Origin of the sequence: Paenibacillus lupini, from assembly GCF_011761355.1 — a bacterium.
In the GTDB taxonomy this organism is placed as follows: Bacteria; Bacillota; Bacilli; order Paenibacillales; family Paenibacillaceae; genus Pristimantibacillus; species Pristimantibacillus lupini.
The window spans coordinates 1-23,467 of the sequence record NZ_JAASRW010000013.1 but is presented as its reverse complement, the minus strand read 5'-3'; the positions used below and the strand labels follow the sequence as shown (position 1 = coordinate 23,467).

Here is a 23,467-nt window from a genome sequence, read left to right as displayed (position 1 = left end):
ATGAATACGATGAGAAAAATATTCGATAAGTCATCCTTTCTGGTGCCGCTTGTCGCAATCATTCTAGGTCTCATTTGCGGCGGGCTTGCGATGCTCGCCGGCGGGTATGATCCGATTCTTGCTTACTCCTCTCTCGTGAAGAAGCTGTTTGGCAGCCCTTACGACATCGGTGAAGCGATTCGTGCCATCACACCACTTATTTTCACAGGGATTGCAGTAGCATTTGCTTTCCGCACAGGCCTCTTCAATATCGGCGCAGAAGGCCAGTTTATGATGGGGATGACAGGAGCAACGATCGTAGGGGTTACGCTTGATTTGCCATGGTATCTCCATGCACCTCTTGCGATTATCGTTGGCGGTCTGTTTGGCGGCTTGTGGGCGGCGCTCTCCGGATATTTAAAAGCTGCACGTGGTGTAAACGAGGTTATCTCCTCGATTATGCTGAACTGGATTGCGCTTTTCCTCTCCAACTATATCGTGGGTACATATCTCGTTATGGAAGGTCAGCAGAAATCGAAGCCGATTCATGAGTCGGCACTTGTATCGATCAAATGGCTGTCCGAAAGTATGGGTAATGCCCGTATGCATTGGGGAACATTATTTGCGATTATTGGCTTAATCGTCTTTTATGTGATCTTGTGGCGTACGAAAAAAGGTTATGAGCTTCGTGCAGTTGGTCTCAACCCAAATGCTGCGCTATATGCCGGAATGAACGTTAACCGTACAATCATATCTTCGATGTTTATCAGCGGCGTGTTCGCAGGTCTTGGAGGCGTCTTCGAGATTCTAGGTGTGTTCGGCTACCAGACGGTAATGGCTGCATCATGGGGGTATGGGTTTGACGGTATTGCTGTAGCTCTTCTTGGTGGCAATACACCGATTGGCGTATTCCTTGGTGCCGTGCTGTTCGGCGGCTTAAGCTATGGTTCGGCGGGTATGAGCTTTGGTGCAAATGTACCGCCTGAGATTGTTCGTATCGTTATTGGTTCGATTATCTTCTTCGTTGCTTCGCATGGTTTGGTGAAATTCTTCCTCAAACCATTTATGATTCGCCGTTCGAATAAGGGCAAATCGGAAGGAGGCGGTGCACGATGAACGCATTAGATACAATTGGTCAATTAATAAGCATTACGCTAGTCTTCTCTACAGCGCTTATCTTCACAGGCCTTGGTGGACTCTTCTCAGAGCGATCAGGTGTCATTAACATCGGCCTTGAAGGTCTTATGATATCAGGCGCTTTTGCTGCAGCCGTTATCTCTGACCAAGCCATTCAAGGCGGTATGAAGCATGGCGCTCCTTGGATGGGGCTCGTAGCCGGTCTTGTCTTTGGTGTAATAGTTTCATTGCTGCATGCCGTAGCAACGATTACGTTCCGTGCAGACCAGACCATTGTTGGGGTCGTTATTAATATCTTGGCAGCGGGTCTCGCCATTTATCTGACCAAGAACTTGTACGAAGGCTCTGGACAGACTCCAACACTGGAGTACGTGTTTAATCCGGTTGCTATACCAGGCCTCTCCGATATTCCATTACTGGGTAAAGGGATCTTCACCGCTTATCCAACAACTTATATTGTGATTGGCGTTGTTATTCTCAGCTACTTTGTGCTGTACCGTACGACCTTCGGTCTTCGTCTGCGTGCTGTAGGCGAGCATCCAAGCTCGGCGGACACTGTCGGCATCAGCGTAACCAAATACCGTTATATCGGCGTTATGCTGAGCGGCGCTTTAGCTGGTCTTGGCGGCGCAACAATCGCGCTCACAACAACAAGCAACTTTGCTCATAACACGATTTCCGGACAAGGCTTTATTGCGATAGCGGCTGTTATTTTCGGGAAATGGAATCCGCTTGGCGTTGCTGGTGCGGCGATATTCTTCGGGATGGCGCAGGCACTTCGGAACTGGGCACAGTTGTTCGAGTGGTCGCATCATATTCCGAATGAGTTCTTCTATATGCTGCCGTATTTACTGACCCTTATTGTTTTGGCAGGAGCAGTGGGACGTTCGTCAGCACCTAGTGCGCTTGGTGAACCATACGATCCAGCGAAAAGGTAAGGAAGCTCGTGTTTTTACACTTAGCCCTCTTCTCCGTCATCATGCGAAATTCGCAGGCGGTAAAGAGGGTTTTTTCTTATTTAATGCATTGACAGTATCCTGCACGTGGAGTAAATTAAACCTTAACAAATCAATCACATTTAAGCCATTGACTTGACTGAGTTTGTGCATCAATTCACAAAGTCGGTCAGCCATTAATCGGAATGGGACTCACCACCCATCCCTCATAAGAGGAGAGGATCAACTGTGGAAGCGCTGGCGCTGGAACGCAAGGCGGAACAGAATCGTGAACTGCGTGAAAGGCTCATGCAATTGAAGAAAGAAAGAAATGCAATCATTCTGGCTCATTACTATCAAAGGGATGAAATTCAAGAGGTTGCGGATTTCCGCGGGGATTCGTTCTTGCTCGCTCAGAAGGCTGCAGAGACTGATGCAGATGTTATCGTCTTTTGCGGAGTTCATTTTATGGGAGAAAGCGCGAAAATTCTCGCTCCTAACAAAACGGTTATTATTCCTGATGAACGTGCAGGATGCCCGATGGCAGACATGGTTAACGTGGAAGGACTGCGCAAGCTGAAAGCACAGCATCCTAACGCAACCGTTGTCACTTATATCAATTCTTCCGCAGACATTAAAGCAGAGACGGATATTTGCTGTACATCGGCAAATGCCGTTAAAGTGGTGAACTCGGTAGAAGGTGATGAAGTGATCTGGGTACCAGACAAAAATCTGGGCCACTATGTGCAGCAGAATACCGACAAAAAGATGATCATCTGGGAAGGCTACTGCAACACGCATGATATGCTGACGGTAAAAGACGTTGAGGAAATGAAGGCGAAATACCCGAACGCGCAATTCGTTGTGCATCCGGAATGCCGTCCTGAGGTTGTAGAGCTTGGCGATTTTGTCGGCAGCACGACAGCTATTCTTAAATATTGCAAGGAATCGGATTGTCAGGAGTTTATCGTTGGTACAGAAGACGGTACTGGTTACCAGCTTCGTCTGGACAGCCCGAACAAAACATTCCATTTTGCATCCAAATATTTGGTTTGTCCAAACATGAAGGTGAACAACTTGAAGAAGCTGGTGAAATGTCTCGAAACCATGCAGCCTCAAATCTACGTTCCAGAACATGTTGCGGAACAAGCCCGTAAGTCCCTGGAGCGCATGTTACTCGTTAAATAGGAGGAGCATGCGCTACTCCTATGCTTGGAGGCGCAATAATAATATGATACCAAGATACCTCGTTGACCTGTCGTTAGAGGACTTGCCCGTTATAGAGAAAGACGTACTTGTAATCGGGGCCGGCATTGCCGGTCTTTTTACCGCATTATTGGCAAGTGAGAAGAACCATTCTGTCTTAATGATTACGAAAAAATCTTTGCTCGACAGCAATACGCGTTACGCTCAAGGGGGTATCGCTGCGGTTATTTCGGATGACGATTCACCAGCCTATCATCGCGAGGATACGCTTATTGCAGGCGTAGGTCTTTGCTCGGAAGATGCAGTTAATGTCCTTGTCCATGAGGGTCCCGAAGGCGTCAGCAATCTCATCAGCATGGGCACACAGTTTGACCTTGAGAACGGTGTATTTGCGCTTACCAAGGAAGGGGCGCATAGTCAGCGTCGTATTCTTCACGCGAACGGAGATGCAACAGGTTTTGAGATCGTACGCGCTTTGTCGGAGAAAGCAACAGCCGATCCAGGCATTGACGTGTGGGATGATCATTTTGTCATCGACCTTGTGACACAGGATGGCGAATGCTGTGGGGCGATCGTTCAGAAGCCTGACGGGCAGCGTCTATATGTGCGGGGTAAAGCGACGATCTTATGCTCCGGTGGAACAGGCCAGTTGTATCGTTATACGACTAATCCGGATGTAGCAACTGGCGACGGTGTTGCTATGGCTTACCGTGCAGGTGCTCTCATTCAAGATATGGAATTTGTTCAATTCCATCCGACTTCTCTTTGTTATCCTGGTGCACCACGCTTCCTCATCTCCGAGGCAGTTCGGGGCGAAGGTGCGATTCTGCGTAATATCCGGGGCGAGCGTTTCATGGATCGCTATCATCCTCAGCTTGAGCTTGCACCTCGTGATGTTGTCGCTCGCGCAATTGTCAGTGAGATGGAAGAGACAAAGTCGACGTTCGTTTATCTAGATGTGACTCATGAATCGGCCGATATGGTGAAGCATCGTTTCCCGAATATCTATGAATTCTGTCTGCAGTATGGGCTGGACCTGACGACGGACTGGATTCCGGTTGCACCTGCTGCCCATTATATGATGGGTGGAGTCAAAACCGATTTAAACGGGGAAACCAATATAAGAAGATTATTTGCATGCGGGGAAGTATCGTCTACCGGTGTTCATGGAGCGAACCGTCTTGCGAGCAATTCATTATCTGAAGCAATTGTATTTGGCAAACGTATTGTTGATAGCATTATGAAGCTTTCGGAGCTTGAAACAAAACCGGAAATCGAAGTGGAGCAGCCGCGCAGCAGTGCGCCAATGCAGGCGGTTGTTGAGAAGCGGCTCAAGCTGCAGAAGGTTATGGTTCGTTACGCAGGTCTTCGCCGTAACGCTCAAGGTCTTGAGAGAGGTCTTGAAGAGCTGAAGCGGCAGCTGCCATTCTTCCAATCGGTTCTGACGAAGCGGGAGGAATACGAATTTGCTAACCTGCTGACCTGTGCGATTCTAACAACTGAATCAGCACTGCAGCGGGAAGAAAGCCGGGGTGCGCATAGCCGGGAGGATTTCCCGGAGAAGAACGACGCAGTATGGCGCAAGCATACCATTCTGCACCGGCTGCAAGGAATGACAGAGGAGCGAATTATTCATGTTTGATACAACGTTCGGCACCTATAATCACGCCCTGCGCGAGCTGATCCGCAGCTGGCTGGCTGAAGATATCGGCAGCGGCGATATTACAACAGCGACGACAATTCCGATGGGTTCGCAGTCAACTGCCGTTATCCATGTGAAGGAGAGCGGCATTATTGCCGGCCTTCCAGTTGCCCGTCTCGTATTTGAAGTAGTTGATGCATCGCTTCAATTCGAAGCGAAAGTCAGCGACGGCGAGTATGTAGAGAAAGGCACTGTTATTGCAATTGTTGAGGGGAGCACACATAGTTTACTGACTGGTGAACGTCTTGCTCTTAATTTGATGCAGCGGCTGTCGGGTATTGCGACGAAGACCAATGCTTTTGTTACAGCACTTGAGGGCTTGCCGGTACGGCTTGTCGATACACGCAAAACAACGCCAGGTCACCGGATGCTGGAGAAGTATGCGGTCCGTGTTGGCGGAGGAGCCAATCATCGCTTTGGTTTATATGACGCCGTAATGATCAAAGATAATCATATTAAAGGTGCAGGCGGCATTCGCCAGGCTGTCGAAGCATCACGTGCTGCAATTCCTCATACAATGAAGATTGAGGTAGAAACAGAATCCTTTGATCAGATTGAAGAAGCACTCGCATGTGGCGCGGATATTATTATGCTCGATAATATGGCACCTGCGTTGATGACGGAAGCTGTGAGTCGTATTAAAGCCCATTCTCCGCATGTTATCGTTGAAGCATCGGGTAATGTAAGGCTGGATACCGTTCGTACGATTGCGGCCTGCGGAGTAGACGTTATCTCTGTTGGGGGATTAACTTACTCGTTTAACGCGCTTGATATAAGTCTTGATTTGAATGCGAAAAAAGGGGGCGCTCCTACGTGATCTTAGTTATCGACGTCGGCAATACGAACATCGTTCTGGGCGTCTATAAGGGCAAGGAACTGCTTCATCATTGGCGGCTTAGCACGAACCGTTCGGCAACCGTGGATGAGTATGGCATGAACATGCACAATCTGTTCCATTATGCGGGTATTCGGATGGAGCAGATCGAAGGCGTTATTATTTCCTCGGTTGTTCCGCCGCTGATGCGTGCGCTTGAGCAGCTGTGTATGAAATATTTGCGCAAGACACCACTAGTCGTTGGTCCTGGTATTAAGACAGGTCTTAATATCCGTTATGAAAATCCGCGTGAAGTTGGTGCAGACCGAATCGTGAACTCGGTAGCAGGTATTGTGAAATATGGCGCACCACTTATCGTTGTTGATTTTGGCACTGCGACGACCTTTGATTATATTGATGCTTCCGGCAGCTATCTGGGTGGAGCTATAGTGCCAGGCATCGGCATTTCGACAGAGGCGCTGTACCAGCGTGCAGCTAAGCTGCCGCGTATTGAGCTGGTGAAGCCGAAGAGTGTCATTGGCCGCAACCCGGTTACTTCGATGCAGGCAGGTATTATCTACGGATACGCTGGACAAGTAGATGGTATCGTCAATCGGATTCGAAAAGAATTTCAAGTAACACCGCGTGTTGTCGCAACAGGAGGACTCGCAGAGTTAATTAGTTCGGAATCGGAAACGATAGAAGAAGTTGATCCACTTCTGACGTTAGAAGGATTACGCATTATTTATGAACGGAATCAGGAGGGATAGAAGAATGGAGCAGTTACCAGACGTACTCGTTCGGGGTACGGCGTGGGGAGGTAAAATTCGCGTATTTGCTGCCCGCACTACCCAGCTTGTATCTGAGCTTCAGCGTCGCCATCAGACGCTGCCGACAGCAACGGCCGCATTTGGTCGCACGGCAACAGCAGCAGCCATAATGGGTGCGATGCTGAAAGGTGAAGAGCAGCTGACTGTTAAAGTAAAAGGTGACGGTCCAATCGGTCAAATCGTCGTTGACGCTAATGCACATGGTGAAATACGGGGTTATGTCGATAACCCGGATGTGCTGCTTCCTAGTAATGAGCATGGGAAGATCGATGTCGCTGGCGGCGTTGGCCGTAATGGATACCTTCATATTATTAAGGACCTTGGACTTAAGGATCCTTATCTCGGCAGCGTACCGATCATTTCGGGCGAGCTGGCTGAAGATTTCACGTATTATTTTGCCGTATCAGAGCAGACACCTTCCGCAGTTGGACTTGGCGTGCTTGTAGAAGCAGACGGCAGCGTTATTCATTCTGGTGGATTTATTGTACAGATCCTGCCTGGACTAACGGATGAGGAGATCACCCGTCTCGAGCAGGCTGTTGGTGCTATGCCGCATGTGACGAAGCTGCTTGAACAAGGAGAGACACCAGAAGGAATACTTCGTAGGCTTGTAGGTGATGAGCTGCATATCCATGATTCGCTGGATTTGAAGTTCCAGTGTAAATGCTCGCAGGAGCGGGTGGAGCAGACGCTGATCAGCCTGGGAGTATCGGAGCTGGAGCAGATTATTGAGGAAGATGGCAAGGCAGAGGTAGTCTGCCATTATTGCAACGTGGCTTATACGTTTGACCCGGTACAGCTGAAGCAGCTGATTGATCAGGCAAAGCCAAAGCTTGTGCAATAACGCGGGGGCATTGGGGAAATGAGGAAATACGGGGTAATAAAAGCAGTTGTCGTTCTTCAAGCGATTTGTATGATTGTCCTAAGCGTGGCTGTCATTGTGAAGCTGTCTCCGTTCTCGGATGATCCTGAGCAGCATGAGCCTGATTCGGAGACAAAGGCACAGACTGGTGATACGCCAAGTGATTCGGATTCTGTGCGAAGCGATGGCATTGCGGCTACGGTGGGAGGCATCCCAATTACAACGGCTGAGCTGGAGAGCCAGCTTGAGAAGCAATACGGGAACACCGTACTTCGAACGATGATGGTTCATAAGGCGATTGATCTAGAAGCAAAGGCTCAGCAGCTAAGCGTAACCTCTGAAGAAGAGGACCGGGAGCTGGCTTCGATGATCGAAGGATACGATAGCGAAGATGTTTTTTATAATGTGATGCAGGAACAGCTTGGCATGTCGAAGATTGATGTACGGGAAGATGTCAGATATCGCTTGCTGCTTGAGAAAATCGCTGTCTTAACGGTCGATTTGTCCGAGGTGGAGATCGAGAATTACATAGCAGCGAATCAAAAGCAATTCGCCGATCGGCTTAGGCTGCATCTGCAGTGGATTGTAACGGATACAGCACAAGAGGCAAATGATGTGCTCGATCTTTTATCAGACGGAGCCTCATTTGATGAGTTAGCAAGCACGTACTCAATGGACAGCAACACATCTGATTCCGGCGGAGATCTAGGTCTTATCGATTCTGATGATCCTTTCTATGACGCTGATCTGCTCGATGAAGCAAGCCGGCTTCAGACAGGAGAGACAACAGGTCCTATTAAGGTCGAAGATGGATATGCAGTAATCCGCTTAATCGAACGGCAGAAAACGGAAGGCCTGACCGGTCATGTTCTGTATGAAAAGGCACGGCAGGATTTGGCGCTCTCCAAAGCCAAGCCGCTTAATGAGATTGAGGATGATTTACTTCACAAATACGACGCGACAACTACCCCTTAGAGCACTAATATAATCATCTAGAAGCCGCCCCCGGGCGGCTTCTCCCTTTTCTTGTAAATTCAAGAAAGAAACTATTGACAACGGATATAAGAGATTGATAATATGATATTAGGAAAAAACCAACTAAATTAGTCGGAATAAGGAGGCAATTATTCTCATGGCTAGAATTGTAAACAGCGTAACTGAACTCATTGGTGACACACCTCTTGTCCGTTTGAACCGTCTTGTGCCAGAAGATAGCGCCGAAATTTATGTTAAGCTTGAATACCAAAACCCAGGTGCAAGCGTTAAAGACCGTATTGCAATCAGCATGATCGAAGTTGCTGAGCAAGAAGGCCGTCTGAAACCAGGCGATACAATCGTTGAGCCTACCAGTGGTAACACAGGTATCGGACTTGCAATGGTAGCAGCAGCTAAAGGCTACAAAGCGATCCTTGTTATGCCTGAGACAATGAGCATTGAGCGCCGCAACCTGCTTCGTGCTTACGGTGCAGAGCTTGTTCTGACTCCAGGCTCCGAAGGTATGAACGGTGCTGTTCGCAAAGCAGAAGAGCTGGCGAAAGAGAACCCTTCGTATTTCATTCCACAACAATTCAAGAACCAAGCGAACGTAAAAGTTCACCGCGAAACAACAGGACCGGAAATCGTTGAAGCGATCAACTCCCTCGACGGCAAGCTGGATGCATTTATTGCGGGTATCGGTACTGGCGGTACGATTTCGGGTACAGGCGAAGTATTGAAAGAGAACTTTGAAGGCATTAAAATCTATGCAGTTGAGCCAGCTGCTTCCCCGATCCTGTCGGGCGGCAACCCTGGTCCTCACAAAATCCAAGGTATCGGTGCTAACTTTGTACCAGATATCCTGAATCGTGAGATTTATGACGAAGTTATTACCGTTGAGAACGAAGAAGCATTCGAATATGCTCGTCGCGCTGCGAAAGAAGAAGGTATCTTGTGTGGTATTTCTTCCGGTGCTGCGATCTTCGCTGCACTCAAAGTAGCGAAAGAACTGGGCAAAGGCAAACGTGTTATCGCGGTTGTTCCTTCGAATGGCGAACGTTACCTGTCCACGCCATTGTTTAACTTCGAGAACTAATATAGACCTACTTATAGGAGTCCCCATTCCTTGGAATGGGGGCTTTTTGACGTTTACGGGGGCTTTTTGTATACTTAGCAAATCATACCTGATCGGAGGAAATGAATATGTTCACCGCACCCCGGCAGTGGGCCTTATGGCAGGCGGAACGAAAATATACGACCCTGCCTTTGTTAAAGCGTATTCCGCTTGGATCGGTTACGGTCGACTCCTGGGAGTCGGCATGGCGCGCGGCTTCTCCACATGCTTTTGTATTGGAAAGTGGTAAGGACGGACGTTACACATATTTGGGCTTGCGCCCAGAAGGCGTTATTCGCGGGAAGGGGCTGCATGCACAATCGGAAGAGTGGGATCTGCAAGGTCATGTTCTGGCGGAAAAAAGCTGGGAAGGCAAGCCTCTCGAGATTATGCGCCGTTGGATGGAGCCCTATCGGTCTCCAAAGCTTGCGGATGGGCCTAAATGGACGGGGGGCTGCGTAGGCTATTGGAGCTACGATGTGGTCCGTTCGATTGAGCGTCTGCCAGAGCTTTCGGCGGATGATACAGGACTTCCGGATTATTTGTTCCTGCGCATGAACAGGATCTGGATTGTGGATCAGCAGGATAAGATGCTGTATTGCGCTGTCCATACGGCTGTTAATGGAGAAGAAGATGATGAGCAGCTCAAAGCCTGCTATGAGAAAGCAGCGGCACAAGCCGATGAGATGGCAGCGTTCTGGCAGGAGCACATTCAGCAGCAGGATGGCGAGGCTGCATCGATTCGCGAGGATCGGAGACGGTTCCTGGAAGGCGACAGTCTGCATATCGATGTGGAGTTGGTAGAGGGCATCACTTCACCCTTCCGCAAAGAAGCTTTTATGGATGCTGTGCAGCGTATTCAGCATTACATCAGCCAAGGCGATGTATTTCAGGTGAATCTGTCCCAGAGGCAGAGCCGGGAAGTCGCTGCTTCACCAGAGGAGTTGTACGAGTGGCTGCGTATTTTCAATCCGTCGCCGTACATGGGATTCTTGCGCTGCCCGGACTTCCAGCTTGTCTCAGCTTCTCCTGAACTGCTAGTCGAGCAGAACGGCAATAAGCTGGCATCAAGGCCGATTGCAGGCACACGCCGCCGCGGCAGATCGGAGACAGAAGACTTGTTGATGGCGGAGGAGCTCCGTACAAGCGAGAAGGAGCGGGCGGAGCATATCATGCTCGTCGATCTTGAGCGTAACGATCTTGGGCGTATTTCGGAATTTGGTACGGTTAAAGTCGAAGAGCTGATGGTTATCGAATATTACTCCCATGTTATGCACTTGGTATCCCAGGTGGAGGGACGTTTAGCAGAAGGCAAGGATGCCTTTGACGTCATCGCGGCGACATTCCCGGGAGGAACGATCACTGGCGCACCGAAAATCCGCACCATGGAAATCATCGAAGAGCTTGAGCCGGTCCGGCGGGGACCTTATACGGGATCACTCGGATGGATTGACTATAATGGCGATATGGAATTTAATATAATTATAAGAACGATGGCGGTGAGAGACGGTATCGTACATATCCAGGCGGGAGCAGGAATCGTCATTGATTCCGATCCGGAGCGGGAGTATTACGAATCGTTAAATAAAGCGAAGGCATTATGGAAGGCAATTCAGTATAGTGAACGATTTGCAGAGCGGACAAGCCGGACATAATGCAGGGCGATACACAAAGGGGGAGCAGTAGCGATGATTCTAGTAATTGATAATTATGATTCGTTTACGTACAACTTGGTGCAGTATTTAGGGGAATTGGGTGAAGAGGTTGTCGTAAAGCGGAATGACGAGATTGATCTTGCTGGTATTGAAGCGCTGAAGCCCGACCATATCCTGATCTCGCCTGGACCTTGCTCTCCGAATGAAGCAGGCATCAGCCTCTCGGTTATTGAGCATTTCAAAGGTATTATTCCGATCTTTGGTGTATGTCTTGGCCATCAGTCGATCGGACAAGCATTTGGCGGTGATGTGGTGCGCGCGGAGAAACTGATGCACGGCAAAACGTCTGAAATTTTGCATGATGGCAAGACGATCTTTGAAGGAATTCCATCTCCTTATACGGCTACTCGTTACCACTCATTAATTGTGAAGCGTGAGACGCTTCCGGATTGCCTCGAGATTAGTGCAGAAACGGCGGAAGGCGAAATTATGGGACTGCGCCATAAAGAATATCCGATCGAAGGCGTACAGTTCCATCCTGAATCAATCATCACGCAGCATGGACATGCGATGCTGCGCAATTTCTTGAAACGCCGGACGGGCGCGGCACGATGAAGATCGCGCTGAACGGAACGGTAATGGAATCTGGAGAAGCTGTGATCTCGATTTATGATCACGGCTTTTTGTACGGTATGGGGTTATTTGAGACGTTCCGGACCTACGGCGGCAGGCCGTATTTGCTGAATCAGCATATGGAACGGCTCATGGCGGGTTGTGAGGCTATCGGTATCCGGTATAATCCGGATCTGAATGCGCTGCAGGCGATGATTACAACTCTTTTGGAAGCAAACGGGCTCAATGAAGGGTATATCCGTCTCACGGTCACGGCAGGCATTGGCGAGCTTGGTCTTCCAAGCAGCGATTATGAGCAGCCGACCGAGCTTATGCTCGTTAAAGCCCTTCCACCTCATAATGAACGGTTGTATGACGAAGGTAAGGAATTGCGTCTGCTGAAGACCGTAAGGAATACCCCGGAAGGGGCACTTCGTTTAAAATCACTCCATTATATGAACAATATAATTGCAAAGCGGGAATTGCTGGCAAGTGGTGCTTCCGCTTCGGCAGAAGGACTTATGGTAAGTCATGAGGGCTTGCTCGCCGAAGGCATCGTGAGCAATCTGTTTTTTGTGCAGGACGGCATTATATATACCCCTTCAACGGATATTGGCATTTTGCCAGGAATTACGAGGCAGCGGGTAATCGAGCTCGCACGCGAGCGGGGCTATACCGTTCGGGAGGGGCACTATTTGTATGATGAGCTTCTGGCTGCGGAGGAAGTTTGGCTGACGACTTCCATTCAGGAGCTCGTACCAGTTACGCGGTTAACCGATGAGGCAGGCAGCAGCACTGTAGTTGGTAACGGATTGGCGGGACTAGTGCTGCGCGAGCTATTGCTTGCTTATCGCGAAGATACGGAGGCACAACAACGATGAGCGAATGGGAACAACAAGGCTATAAGCCAACCTTCTGGAATAGAAGCTATGAACTAGGCGGCGGTATCAAGCTGGAGCTTGGGAAACGGACGCTTATTATGGGGATCTTGAATGCTACGCCGGATTCCTTCTCGGATGGCGGGCGGTTCAATCATGCGGAGGCTGCGGCTGCGCGTGCAGCCACTATGGTAGAGGAGGGCGTCGATATTATCGATATCGGTGCCGAATCGACGCGCCCCGGCTTTGAGCCGGTCAGCGTAGAGGAAGAGCTTCGCCGCCTGCTGCCCGTGATTCGGGCTGTACGCGAAGCGGCACCTCACGTGCCGATCTCAATCGACACGTACAAGGCAGATACCGCACGCCAGGCGCTAGAAGCGGGCGCGCATATTATTAACGACATCTGGGGTCTGAAGTATGACCCCTTTATGGCGGCCGTTGCGGCCGAGTATGGCTGTCCCGTTATTATCAGTCATAACCGCCCAGCCCGGGACTACAGTGATCTTGTCCCGGATGTGCTCGCCGACCTGCAGTCGAGTGTGGCTATAGCGCTTCAAGCTGGCGTTGAAGCAAGCCAGATTTGGCTCGACCCGGGTCTTGGCTTCGCCAAAGACCATGACGACAACCTCGAATTTATGGGCCGGTTGTCGGAACTAACAGAGCTTGGGTACCCGGTGCTGCTGGGTACCTCGCGCAAACGGTTCATCCGGCAGACGCTGGACCTGCCGGTTGATGATCTGGCGGAAGGTACAGCGGCGACAACGACGCTAGGTATTGCACAAGGCTGCCAAATCGTGCGCGTACACGATGTACGTGCGAATAAGCGGACGGCAATGATGACCGACGCCATCATGTACCGCAAGTAAATGCGCTGACAGCGGTGGCGATGCTCGCCGCCGTTCTAATAGAAAGCGAGGAATCGGAAGGCAATGGACAGCATGATAATGAAGGGCATACAATTTTACGGCTATCACGGTGTTTTTCCCGAAGAAAATCGGCTTGGACAGAAGTTTATCGTCGACCTTGATCTAAAGCTCGACCTGGAGCAAGCGGCGGCAACTGATGACTTGGAGGCAACCATAAACTACGCTGAGCTGTATGAGCAGGTCAAATCCGTCGTGCAGGGCAAGCCTTATAAATTAATTGAAGCTTTAGCTGGCGGCATTGCAACGCGGGTTTTGGAAGCTTATACTATGATAAATGAAGTGACGGTTCGTGTAACAAAGCCAAATCCGCCGTTTGAGATTCATTTTGACGGAGTTACAATTGAGCTCCGCCGCAAGCGGGACGGGAATGGACGTGTTGTTCGTGCCTAACACGATTACTCAGGCGTATATTGCACTTGGCTCCAATCTTGGTGATCGCGAGGAACTGCTCAGGCAGGCGGTAGAACATCTTGAGCAGCAGTCTGGCGTTCAGATTGTTAAAGTATCTGGTATTTACGAGACAGACCCCGTCGGGTATACGGATCAGCCTGCTTTTCTTAATATGGCCGTGTCTGTTAAGACTTCTCTTTCACCAAATGAGCTGCTTCATGCGTTATTTGATGTTGAGCAGCTTCTTGGCCGTGTCAGAGATATTCGCTGGGGACCTCGCACCATAGATCTAGATCTGCTGTTATATGGAGATGTAACGATGGATGATGAGGAGCTTACGCTGCCTCACCCTCGTATGATGGAGCGGGCATTCGTGCTTGTACCACTTAGGGATGTCATCGACTCGTCGCATCCTCTGCAGAACCCGGTTTCGGCCTCTGCAGCAGCGGCGCTTCAGGATGGAAAGGAAGGCATCACGTTATGGAAAATCACCAATTGGCTCAGCGAGTCCGGGCGTTCCGGAAGCTGAAGGGTTACACCCAGCAGGAGCTGGCGAAGGTATTAGGCGTATCCGTAGCGGTTCTTGGATCGCTGGAGCGGGGAACACGTAAGCCTGATGCGCGGCTTCTGATGAATATAGCGAATACGTTAGGCATCAGCTATGAAGAATTAATGGATACGGAATCATAACGTACCTTTCATATGACGAAACTAGACTTCATCATTCATTAGAGCTCTTGCTTTCGAAGCAAGAATAACCACTAATCTTTTGGATTTGGCCATTTAGGTGGTTATTCTTTTTTAGGAGGAGAAATGAATAGCATGTTGAAAATCGGAGATATTGAGATGAAAAACAAAGTCGTGCTAGCGCCGATGGCTGGCGTCTGCAACCCGGCTTTCCGTCTCATTGCTAAAGAGTTTGGAACCGGTCTAGTATGCGCAGAGATGGTCAGCGACAAGGCGATCTTGCACGGCAACAAGCGAACGATGGAAATGCTCTTCGTAGATGAGCGGGAGAAGCCGCTTAGTCTGCAAATTTTCGGCGGCGACCGTGAGTCGCTCGTGGAGGCAGCGAAAGTTGTCGACCAACAGACCAATGCCGATATTATTGATATTAATATGGGCTGTCCGGTACCTAAAGTGACAAAATGTGATGCAGGTGCCCGCTGGCTGCTTGATCCGAATAAAATTTATGAAATGGTCTCGGCTGTTACCGCTGCTGTCAGCAAGCCGGTTACGGTTAAAATGCGGATCGGCTGGGATGATGAGCATATCTTTGCTGTCGATAACGCGAAAGCTGTCGAAAGCGCAGGCGGCAAAGCTGTCAGCGTGCATGGACGGACTCGTGAGCAGCAATACACGGGTAAGGCGAATTGGGACATTATTCGTGATGTGAAGCAAGCGGTCTCCATTCCCGTTATTGGTAATGGTGATGTTTTCTCGCCGGAAGATGCCCGCCGCCTGCTTGAACATACTGGCTGCGACGGTGTTATGATTGGCCGTGGCGCGCTTGGCAACCCGTGGATGTTATATCGTACTAAGCATCTGGCTTGGTACTTGAAAGGACTCCCTGGCGCAGCTCGCGTGAAGGATGTCATTATGGAAGAAACAGGCCGCGACAAGCTTGTCGAAATATTGGATCAATACATTTCTTCTTTGAATGAAGAAGAGTTGACCTCTATTGCAGGCGGTTCCCAAACCGCTCATTAAGAAGAAGAGAGGATCATCGGCCCCTAAGCCGTTGGTCCTCTCAATCTAATCTCTTGTAAAGCGGTTACAGCGGCATATTTGGCTTTGATTGACATTCGGGGTATCTTTGAAATATAATCTTGCAATATACATCAACGACATCGTCGTTTCCGCGCTGACTGCCCCGCAACTTGGCATGAGGAACGGGGAATGCAATATATTAAATAACAGTGAAATTCATACAACTGTATGAATAATATGTCACACGACAGGAGAATCGGAAGATGGGCGATAAGGAAATCATTCTGACTCAGGACGGTTTAAAGAAACTTGAAGAGGAACTGGAAAACCTCAAGTCGGTCAAGCGTCGTGAAGTAGCGGAACGTATCAAAATTGCGATCGGTTATGGAGATATCAGCGAGAACTCGGAATATGAGGACGCGAAGAATGAGCAGGCCTTTATTGAAGGCCGTGTCATCACCCTTGAGAAAATGCTCCGCAATGCGCGGATTATTAATAATGATGAGATCGTTACCGATTCGGTAAGTATTGGATCGGTTGTAACGGTGGAAGATTTGGAATTCGGTGATACAATGGAATATGCAATCGTAGGTTCAGCCGAGTCCGATCCTCTTCGAAACAAGATTTCGAATGAGAGCCCGGTAGGCAAAGCGATTTTGGGCAAGAAAAAGGGTACAGTCGTGGACGTAAGCGTTCCTGCCGGCATTATTCAATATAAAATCGTCGATATCAAAAAATAAGGTTTGCACTGCCACTTGCGTATATTTTCGGAAAGCTTCCTTAGTGGAAGCTTTTTGAACGTTAAATATAAGAAAGTATAAGCTTCTCTATACTATGCTTATATTTCACTCGCGAAACGTCTGCTGCCCTTCCAAAGAAGGTGCAGCCGTTTACGCTTGAGCAGTGCCTTTAATTTAGGAGATGAATGAAGTGGATCAGCAAAACACGGGAGTGGAACAAGAGCAAGAACTAAGCGAACTTCTGCAAATCCGCAGAGACAAATTGGACGAGCTGAGAGCACTTGGCGTCGACCCATTCGGCGGTAAATTTGAGCGTACGCATAATGCGAAGGATATTATTGCCGCTTATGAAGCGCTAAGCAAAGAAGAGCTGGAAGAGAAAGCGATTAAGGTGAGCATTGCTGGCCGTATTATGCAAAAACGCGGCATGGGTAAAGCATCGTTTGCTCATATCCAGGACCTTTCTGGCAAAATCCAAATTTACGTCCGCAAAGATACCGTTGAAGCGAACAAATACGCTGCTTTTGAAATGCTGGATATCGGTGATATCGTTGGCATCAACGGCGTTGTGTTCAAGACGAATACGGGCGAAGTTTCAGTTAAAGCACATGAAGTGGAAGTGCTGACGAAGTCGCTTCTTCCGCTGCCTGATAAATACCATGGCCTGAAAGATGTAGAGCTGCGCTACCGCCAGCGTTATGTTGATCTGATCGTGAACCCGGATGTTCAGCAAACCTTCATCGCACGATCCCGAATTATCCAATCGATGCGCCGTTACCTTGACTCCAAGGGCTATCTCGAAGTTGAGACGCCTACTCTGCATTCCATTGCAGGCGGAGCTGCGGCACGTCCATTTATTACTCATCATAATGCGCTTGATATGCAGCTCTATATGCGTATCGCGATTGAGCTTCACTTGAAACGTCTGATTGTTGGTGGTCTGGAGAAAGTATACGAGATCGGTCGTGTATATCGGAATGAGGGTATTTCGACTCGCCACAATCCAGAATTTACGATGATCGAGCTGTACGAGGCTTATGCTGACTACAAAGACATCATGTCGCTCACTGAGAACTTGATTGCACACATTGCACAAGAAGTACTCGGTACGATGAAAATCACTTATCAAGGACAAGAGATTGACCTGACGCCAGAATGGCGCCGCGTGTCGATGGTGGATCTGGTTAAGGAAGTAACTGGTGTTGACTTCAGTGTTGAGATGACCGACGAAGAAGCTCATGCCCTTGCGAAGGAGCATAAAGTGCCGGTTGAGCCTCATATGACGTTTGGCCACATCTTGAATTCCTTCTTCGAGACACATTGTGAGCATACACTTATTCAGCCGACGTTTGTTACAGGCCATCCGGTTGCGATCTCGCCGCTGGCGAAGAAGAACCCGGTTGATCCGCGTTTCACAGACCGCTTCGAGTTGTTTATCGTTGCACGTGAGCATGCGAATGCCTTTACGGAGCTGAATGATCCAATCGACCAGCGCCAACGCTTTGAAGCTCAACTGGTAGAGAAGGAACAAGGCAATGACGAAGCGCATGAGATGGACGATGACTTCATCCGTGCCCTTGAGTACGGCATGCCGCCTACAGGCGGACTTGGCATTGGTGTTGACCGCCTCGTTATGCTGCTTACAGATGCTCCTTCGATCCGCGATGTTCTGTTGTTCCCGCATATGCGCGAGCAGCGTCAAGGCGAATAAGATTAAGATGAAGTAGACAACAGCACCGCTTGGACTAACTGGTCCGGGCGGTGCTTTTTCATTACCATGGGGCCGCTTATCTTTGTAAAGACATCGATAGTAGTTTTATCACGATAGCTGTACACATTGACATTTGATAGGGAAAGTGAGAATGTATTTTACAGGAAAAAGGATGCTTGTTCGAAACTTATCGTTCGAGGTGAATCGCGGAAAATGTGGAAGCTACGTGCTATTATAGGTTTGTTATTTGTACTCGTCATTGGACTTTTACCTGCGATAACCGGCTATACTGCCGCTGCTGCCGAGGGAAGTAGCACAACCGGATTAGGCAATATTGCTACAGAGGCCTTCTCGCCGATCATCTCCATGGAGCCGGTTCAGTCTAGTTCAGCAGCACCGCAAGAGAAGACCGTGGATCCGAAGAAAATATCTGCGTTCCCGGTGTTAGCCGTATCCGCGTTATTTGGTGCGTTGTTTGCATACTTGTACAGCAGGTGGCTGCGTGCTCGGGAATTCTCTTCCGGAGGGAAGTTTATTGCACCGGGGAGCAAGCCATCCATGAATGGCATGCGAATTGCACTTCTTGCTGCATTTGCCTTCCGTTTTTATATTGCGGTTTCAAACCCTGGTTATACGAATGATATTAATACGTTTATATTTTGGGCGAACCATGCCTACACAGATGGGTTAAGTCACTTCTATCAGGAAGGACTTTTTGCCGATTACCCTCCGGGTTATATCTATGTGCTGTATGTGCTTGGAGCCATACAATCATGGGCGGGAATAGATTCCGCCAGCGATGCAGCTTTGTTACTCTATAAACTGCCGGCTATTGCAGCCGATCTTATCACAGGTTATTTGATATACCGCACCGCTCAGAAAAAACTTGATCATCGGGCGGCATTTGGGCTGGCAATGCTCTATATCTGGAACCCTGCCGTCTGGATTAACTCGGCTGGATGGGGACAGGTCGATTCCTTCTTCGCTCTGATTTTGGTGCTTGCGATTCATGCCATTACAAACGGCAAGCTGGAACGCGGCTCGATCTGGTTTGCTCTCGCTGTTCTTGTGAAGCCGCAAGCGCTTATTTTTTCTCCCGTTATGCTGCTTGCTTATGGATATAACCTTAAAGCGTGGAAGCGTGTTGCTGCTGGCATCGGGTATGGGGCTGTTGCCTTTCTCCTGCTCGCCGCACCGTTTATATGGAGTAATGGTGGACTACATGCTCTCTACAATTTGTATAAGTCGACGTTATCTTCTTACCCCTATGCCACACTGAACGCATTTAATCTATACGCGTTAACCGGAGGGAACTGGGCGAAGCTGGATCAGCAGTGGCTTGGTCTTCAATACGCAACATGGGGCAATGTCGGAATTGTTTTTGCGACAGTCGCTTCCATTCTCTTTTTTGCAGCTCGCAAGCAGCAGAAGGACTTGTCGGGTTCCTTCTATATGGCGATGATCCTGATCGTTACCGTCTTTATGTTTGCTGCCAAAATGCATGAGCGCTATATGTTTCCTGCTCTTCTTCTAATGATCTTTGCTTATATCGAGGCAAAAGACCGTAGAATTCTGCATTTGCTGTTTGGATTTAGCGTTACCCATTTCATTAATGTTGGTTACGTTCTGGTATTCAGCCAGGCGAATGCTTTCTTGCCTTCCTCAGACGGCATTCTCATTGTGACTTCACTTTGCAATGTTGGTTTGTATATTTACATGCTTTATATCGGCTATGATAGATATATTAGGGGGCAGCAGCTTGCGGTTCCCGTCATTACGAAGGCAGAGCTCGAGCGTTCAGAAGAGCATTTGCTGCAAGGTGTGCGGGCTGAGAGTGAACCTCCTAAGCGCAGGTTTCAACGTAAGGATTGGCTGTGGATGTCCATCATTACGGTCATCTATGCGGTAATTGCGCTGTCCAACTTAGGCTCAACCGTTAGCTTCGACAGCGGCTGGAAGGCAGACCGCGATGGCCAAAGCTTTTATGTGGATTTCGGGAAGCCGGTACAAATCAGCCAAGTGAACAGCTTTAACGGAGTTGGCGTTGGCAAGTACAAATGGGAGTTTAGCAGCAGCACACCGGATCAATGGAGTAACCCGATCGAAATTGAGCAAAAGGTCGGCGATAACCTGAAATGGACGGTTAACCCGATCAATCAGACTGTCCGGTATGCGAAGCTCACGGTTACCAAGTGGGGCTTTACGATGCAAGAGGCAGCTTTCTATTCGGAGGGCAGTGATCAGCCGATTCTTATTCAGCAGATTGTTGATGTAGATGGTTCTGATGAAGCTGACAAAGCTCTGCAAGGCAGTCGACTATTCGATGAGCAAGCGAACGCTGTATATAAGTCTACCTATAAAAACAGTTCTTATTTTGATGAGATCTACCATGCACGCACGGCTTATGAGAACCTCCATGGAATAAAAGCTTATGAAAATACACATCCGCCGCTTGGCAAGCTGTTAATTGCAGTTGGCATTAAGCTGTTTGGCCTTAGTCCATTTGGCTGGCGGATCATGGGTACCCTGTTTGGTATCGGTATGCTGCCAATCATTTATCTGTTTGCCCTGCAGCTATTCCGTAAAACCGGGTATGCAGCAACAGCAACGATATTGTTCGCAGCAGATTTTATGCATTTTACGCAAACACGTATTGCTACAATTGATGTCTATGGTGTCTTTTTCATCATGCTGATGTTCTACTTCATGAATAAATACAGAGAAATGAGCTTTTACCGGTCGCCGCTTCGGAAGACGCTTGTACCTTTATTCTGGGCTGGCTTGCTGTTTGGGATCGGAGTAGCATCCAAATGGATTGTTATTTATGGCGGGGCAGGACTTGCGGTTATGCTGGCTCTTGTCCTTATTGAACGATACAGAGAGCAAGCCGCCGCAAGACGGATCCTTAAAAGTCGTGAAGAGGGAGCCTCTTCACTTCATGATGGGGAATACCATCATGCGACCCGCAGTTTTGTGCGGAATACCATTTTGACCCTTGTAAGCTGCGTTGTCTTTTTCGTCGTTATACCACTCATCATTTACTGCTTGTCCTACATTCCGGTTCTTGATGTCAAAGGGGATACATATACGGCAGAGCGATTGGTTGAGTACCAGGAACACATGTATGATTATCACAGCAAGCTTGTTGCAACCCATCCATATTCCTCACAGTGGTGGGAGTGGCCATTTATGAAACGTCCGGTCTGGTATTATAACGGCAAAAATCTCGATCATGCAGGAGATGTTTCTTCCATCTCGGCGTTTGGCAATCCACTCATTTGGTGGACAGGGATTTTCGCGGTTATTGCGGCATTTTATATAAGTATTAAGCGTAAGGACAAACGGATGTACGTTTTATGGATCGCTTATTTATCGCAGTATCTGCCATGGATGCTCGTTCCGCGATTAACGTTTTTATATCATTATTTTGCAATGGTGCCGTTCATGATCCTTGCCATCGTCTATATCTTTACACGCTTCGAGGACGGTCGGGACCATAGAAAATGGATACGCTGGCTATACGCTGGTATAGCGGTTGTCCTATTCATCATGTATTATCCAGTTATTTCTGGTATGGAAGTAAGTAAAGATTACGTTATGATCGCACTGCGGCACTTTGATTCATGGGTCTTTTACAGTTGATGATTTCGGAAGGGGTATACGAGCATGAGGGCAAAATACAGCATTATCGTGCCGATGTATAACGAACAGGAAGTGATTCACCATACGTACGCCAAGCTCAAAGAAGTGATGGACGGGTATGGTGAACCTTACGAGCTCGTATTTGTTAACGACGGCAGCCGGGATCAAACGATTGAAATCGTCGAGGCGATCTGCCAAGAGGACAATCATGTAAAGCTGGTCAACTTCTCACGCAACTTTGGCCATCAGATAGCTATTACCGCTGGTATGGACTACGCGCAGGGCGAGGCTATTATTATTATTGATGCCGATCTACAGGATCCGCCGGAAGTTATGCTCGAGATGATCGAGAAGTGGAAGGAAGGATATGAGGTCGTTTATGGTAAACGGCTGAAGCGTAAAGGCGAAAGTGCCTTCAAGAAAATAACGGCTATGCTCTTCTATCGTACAATGAGAAGTATGACAAACTTCGATATTCCGATGGATACAGGAGATTTCCGGTTAATAGACCGTAAAGTATGCGATGTACTGCGCGGTCTTAAGGAGAAGAATCGTTTCGTGCGTGGTCTGGTGAGCTGGGTAGGCTTCCGGCAGACGATGGTGGAGTATGTCCGCGAGGAACGTTTTGCCGGGGAAACCAAATATCCGCTTAAAAAAATGATTAGCTTTGCCCTGGACGGCATCACGTCCTTCTCTTATAAGCCGCTCAAAATTGCAACCTATATCGGTTTTGCTCTTTCGGCTTCGAGCTTTGTTTATTTGCTGGTCGTCCTGTGTCAGCGCCTGTTTACTTCAACCACTCAACCGGGATGGACAACAATCGTAGCCATTAACCTGTTGTTTAACGGGATCATTCTTATGCTTCTTGGTTTAATTGGTGAGTACATCGGTCGTATCTACGACGAATCCAAGAATCGGCCCTTATATATTGTAAGGGAAGCACGTGGGTTCACCGAGGACAAGGATCAGGAGGACAAGCTGAAAGAGAAGGAACGTGAGTATGTCCATTGAGGGATTAGAGCAGCAGACTGAATTAAGGAAAAATCGAGTTGGTGCTATAAAGCAATTTGTTTTATTCAATATAATAGGGCTGTTAAATACGCTTGTGGATTTCATTGTGTACAGCATACTGGTCTGGGCGGGACTTTATGTCCTCCCCGCACAAGCTATCTCCTACAGTGCTGGTATGGTGAACAGCTATACGCTTAATTCCCTTATCACCTTTAAAGGAGATAAGAGTCGAACCAGTGAATCAAAATTTGATCGGCGCAAGGCCGTTCGTTTTATTATTCTAAATGCTGCTGTGCTTGGAGTATCTATGCTGCTCTTATATGAGTTAACCGAGGTAATGGGGATGGGGCCTTTATTAGCAAAGTTAGTAGCCACCGGATTAACGCTCATCCTTAACTTTGCAGGCAGCAAGTGGTGGGTATTCCGAGGGGCGTAAAGCCCTAGGAAATCTATTTTAAAAAAGTTTAAAATAATGCTTGCAATAGACTAGGCGTACGTGATATATTATCTAAGTCGCCGCTGAAACAAACGGTCGACAAACGAAAAAAAATTGTTCTTTGAAAACTGAACAACGAGCAAAACTGCCCCGTTAGAAATAACGGAAAAAGCGATAAAAACAAAGTTTGAGCAAGTCAAAC

General features: G+C 48.5%; 22 protein-coding genes. All 22 read left to right on the top strand.

What is annotated here, in order from left to right:
- The 22 genes from FHS17_RS28815 to FHS17_RS28710 all read left to right on the top strand — a co-directional run bounded on the left by FHS17_RS28815 (position 1) and on the right by FHS17_RS28710 (position 23,265).
- The gene (locus FHS17_RS28815; protein WP_167282694.1) at positions 1-1,095 is read left to right on the top strand and encodes an ABC transporter permease; all 1,095 of its coding nucleotides are present in this window, start codon (positions 1-3) and stop codon (positions 1,093-1,095) included.
- Positions 1,092-2,054: an ABC transporter permease gene (locus FHS17_RS28810; RefSeq protein WP_167282692.1), complete on the top strand. Its 963-nt coding sequence runs from the start codon at positions 1,092-1,094 to the stop codon at positions 2,052-2,054. Before FHS17_RS28815 ends, FHS17_RS28810 begins: the two co-directional genes overlap by 4 nt.
- 246 nt (positions 2,055-2,300) lie before the next feature.
- Positions 2,301-3,239 (top strand): quinolinate synthase NadA, encoded by a 939-nt coding sequence (gene nadA / locus FHS17_RS28805; protein ID WP_167282690.1) that lies wholly within the window; start codon positions 2,301-2,303, stop codon positions 3,237-3,239.
- A gap of 43 nt (positions 3,240-3,282) precedes the next feature.
- Positions 3,283-4,899 (top strand): L-aspartate oxidase, encoded by a 1,617-nt coding sequence (gene nadB, locus FHS17_RS28800; protein WP_167282688.1) that lies wholly within the window; start codon positions 3,283-3,285, stop codon positions 4,897-4,899.
- Positions 4,892-5,776 carry a carboxylating nicotinate-nucleotide diphosphorylase gene (nadC, locus tag FHS17_RS28795; RefSeq protein WP_167282686.1) on the top strand — a complete coding sequence of 295 codons (885 nt, stop codon included), beginning with the start codon at positions 4,892-4,894 and terminating at the stop codon, positions 5,774-5,776. Before nadB ends, nadC begins: the two co-directional genes overlap by 8 nt.
- Positions 5,773-6,543 carry a type III pantothenate kinase gene (locus FHS17_RS28790; protein ID WP_167282685.1) on the top strand — a complete coding sequence of 257 codons (771 nt, stop codon included), beginning with the start codon at positions 5,773-5,775 and terminating at the stop codon, positions 6,541-6,543. The genes nadC and FHS17_RS28790 overlap by 4 nt, the downstream gene beginning before the upstream one ends.
- Positions 6,544-6,547: 4 nt before the next feature.
- Positions 6,548-7,447 (top strand): Hsp33 family molecular chaperone HslO, encoded by a 900-nt coding sequence (gene hslO / locus FHS17_RS28785; protein ID WP_208420616.1) that lies wholly within the window; start codon positions 6,548-6,550, stop codon positions 7,445-7,447.
- Between the two features lie 18 nt (positions 7,448-7,465).
- Complete coding sequence (locus tag FHS17_RS28780) at positions 7,466-8,440, top strand: peptidylprolyl isomerase (RefSeq protein ID WP_167282681.1); 975 nt, start codon at positions 7,466-7,468, stop codon at positions 8,438-8,440.
- Between the two features lie 157 nt (positions 8,441-8,597).
- Positions 8,598-9,536 (top strand): cysteine synthase A, encoded by a 939-nt coding sequence (gene cysK, locus FHS17_RS28775; RefSeq protein ID WP_167282679.1) that lies wholly within the window; start codon positions 8,598-8,600, stop codon positions 9,534-9,536.
- 107 nt (positions 9,537-9,643) lie between these two features.
- On the top strand, positions 9,644-11,209 hold the full coding sequence (locus FHS17_RS28770; protein ID WP_167282677.1) for an anthranilate synthase component I family protein: 1,566 nt from the start codon (positions 9,644-9,646) through the stop codon (positions 11,207-11,209).
- A gap of 33 nt (positions 11,210-11,242) precedes the next feature.
- Entirely contained in the window at positions 11,243-11,824 is a 582-nt protein-coding gene (pabA, locus tag FHS17_RS28765; protein ID WP_167282675.1) for an aminodeoxychorismate/anthranilate synthase component II, read from the top strand.
- Positions 11,821-12,702, top strand: a complete 882-nt coding sequence (gene pabC / locus FHS17_RS28760; RefSeq protein WP_167282673.1) for an aminodeoxychorismate lyase — start codon at positions 11,821-11,823, stop codon at positions 12,700-12,702. Before pabA ends, pabC begins: the two co-directional genes overlap by 4 nt.
- The gene (gene folP / locus FHS17_RS28755; RefSeq protein WP_167282671.1) at positions 12,699-13,565 is read left to right on the top strand and encodes a dihydropteroate synthase; all 867 of its coding nucleotides are present in this window, start codon (positions 12,699-12,701) and stop codon (positions 13,563-13,565) included. The genes pabC and folP overlap by 4 nt, the downstream gene beginning before the upstream one ends.
- A 63-nt stretch (positions 13,566-13,628) precedes the next feature.
- Positions 13,629-14,015 (top strand): dihydroneopterin aldolase, encoded by a 387-nt coding sequence (gene folB / locus FHS17_RS28750; protein ID WP_167282669.1) that lies wholly within the window; start codon positions 13,629-13,631, stop codon positions 14,013-14,015.
- The gene (folK, locus tag FHS17_RS28745) at positions 13,993-14,544 is read left to right on the top strand and encodes a 2-amino-4-hydroxy-6-hydroxymethyldihydropteridine diphosphokinase (protein WP_167282667.1); all 552 of its coding nucleotides are present in this window, start codon (positions 13,993-13,995) and stop codon (positions 14,542-14,544) included. The genes folB and folK overlap by 23 nt, the downstream gene beginning before the upstream one ends.
- Positions 14,496-14,705: a helix-turn-helix domain-containing protein gene (locus tag FHS17_RS28740; RefSeq protein ID WP_167282665.1), complete on the top strand. Its 210-nt coding sequence runs from the start codon at positions 14,496-14,498 to the stop codon at positions 14,703-14,705. The genes folK and FHS17_RS28740 overlap by 49 nt, the downstream gene beginning before the upstream one ends.
- Before the next feature lie 132 nt (positions 14,706-14,837).
- Entirely contained in the window at positions 14,838-15,725 is an 888-nt protein-coding gene (gene dusB, locus FHS17_RS28735; RefSeq protein ID WP_167282785.1) for a tRNA dihydrouridine synthase DusB, read from the top strand.
- 263 nt (positions 15,726-15,988) lie between these two features.
- A complete protein-coding gene (gene greA, locus FHS17_RS28730) occupies positions 15,989-16,465 on the top strand; it encodes a transcription elongation factor GreA (RefSeq protein ID WP_167282663.1) in 477 nt (158 codons plus the stop codon).
- A 181-nt stretch (positions 16,466-16,646) separates the two neighbouring features.
- The gene (lysS, locus tag FHS17_RS28725; protein ID WP_208420615.1) at positions 16,647-18,176 is read left to right on the top strand and encodes a lysine--tRNA ligase; all 1,530 of its coding nucleotides are present in this window, start codon (positions 16,647-16,649) and stop codon (positions 18,174-18,176) included.
- Between the two features lie 213 nt (positions 18,177-18,389).
- On the top strand, positions 18,390-21,818 hold the full coding sequence (locus FHS17_RS28720; RefSeq protein WP_243865599.1) for a phospholipid carrier-dependent glycosyltransferase: 3,429 nt from the start codon (positions 18,390-18,392) through the stop codon (positions 21,816-21,818).
- A 24-nt stretch (positions 21,819-21,842) separates the two neighbouring features.
- Entirely contained in the window at positions 21,843-22,829 is a 987-nt protein-coding gene (locus FHS17_RS28715; protein ID WP_167282661.1) for a glycosyltransferase family 2 protein, read from the top strand.
- Positions 22,819-23,265 (top strand): GtrA family protein, encoded by a 447-nt coding sequence (locus tag FHS17_RS28710; protein ID WP_167282779.1) that lies wholly within the window; start codon positions 22,819-22,821, stop codon positions 23,263-23,265. Before FHS17_RS28715 ends, FHS17_RS28710 begins: the two co-directional genes overlap by 11 nt.
- The last annotated feature ends 202 nt before the right edge of the window (positions 23,266-23,467 follow it).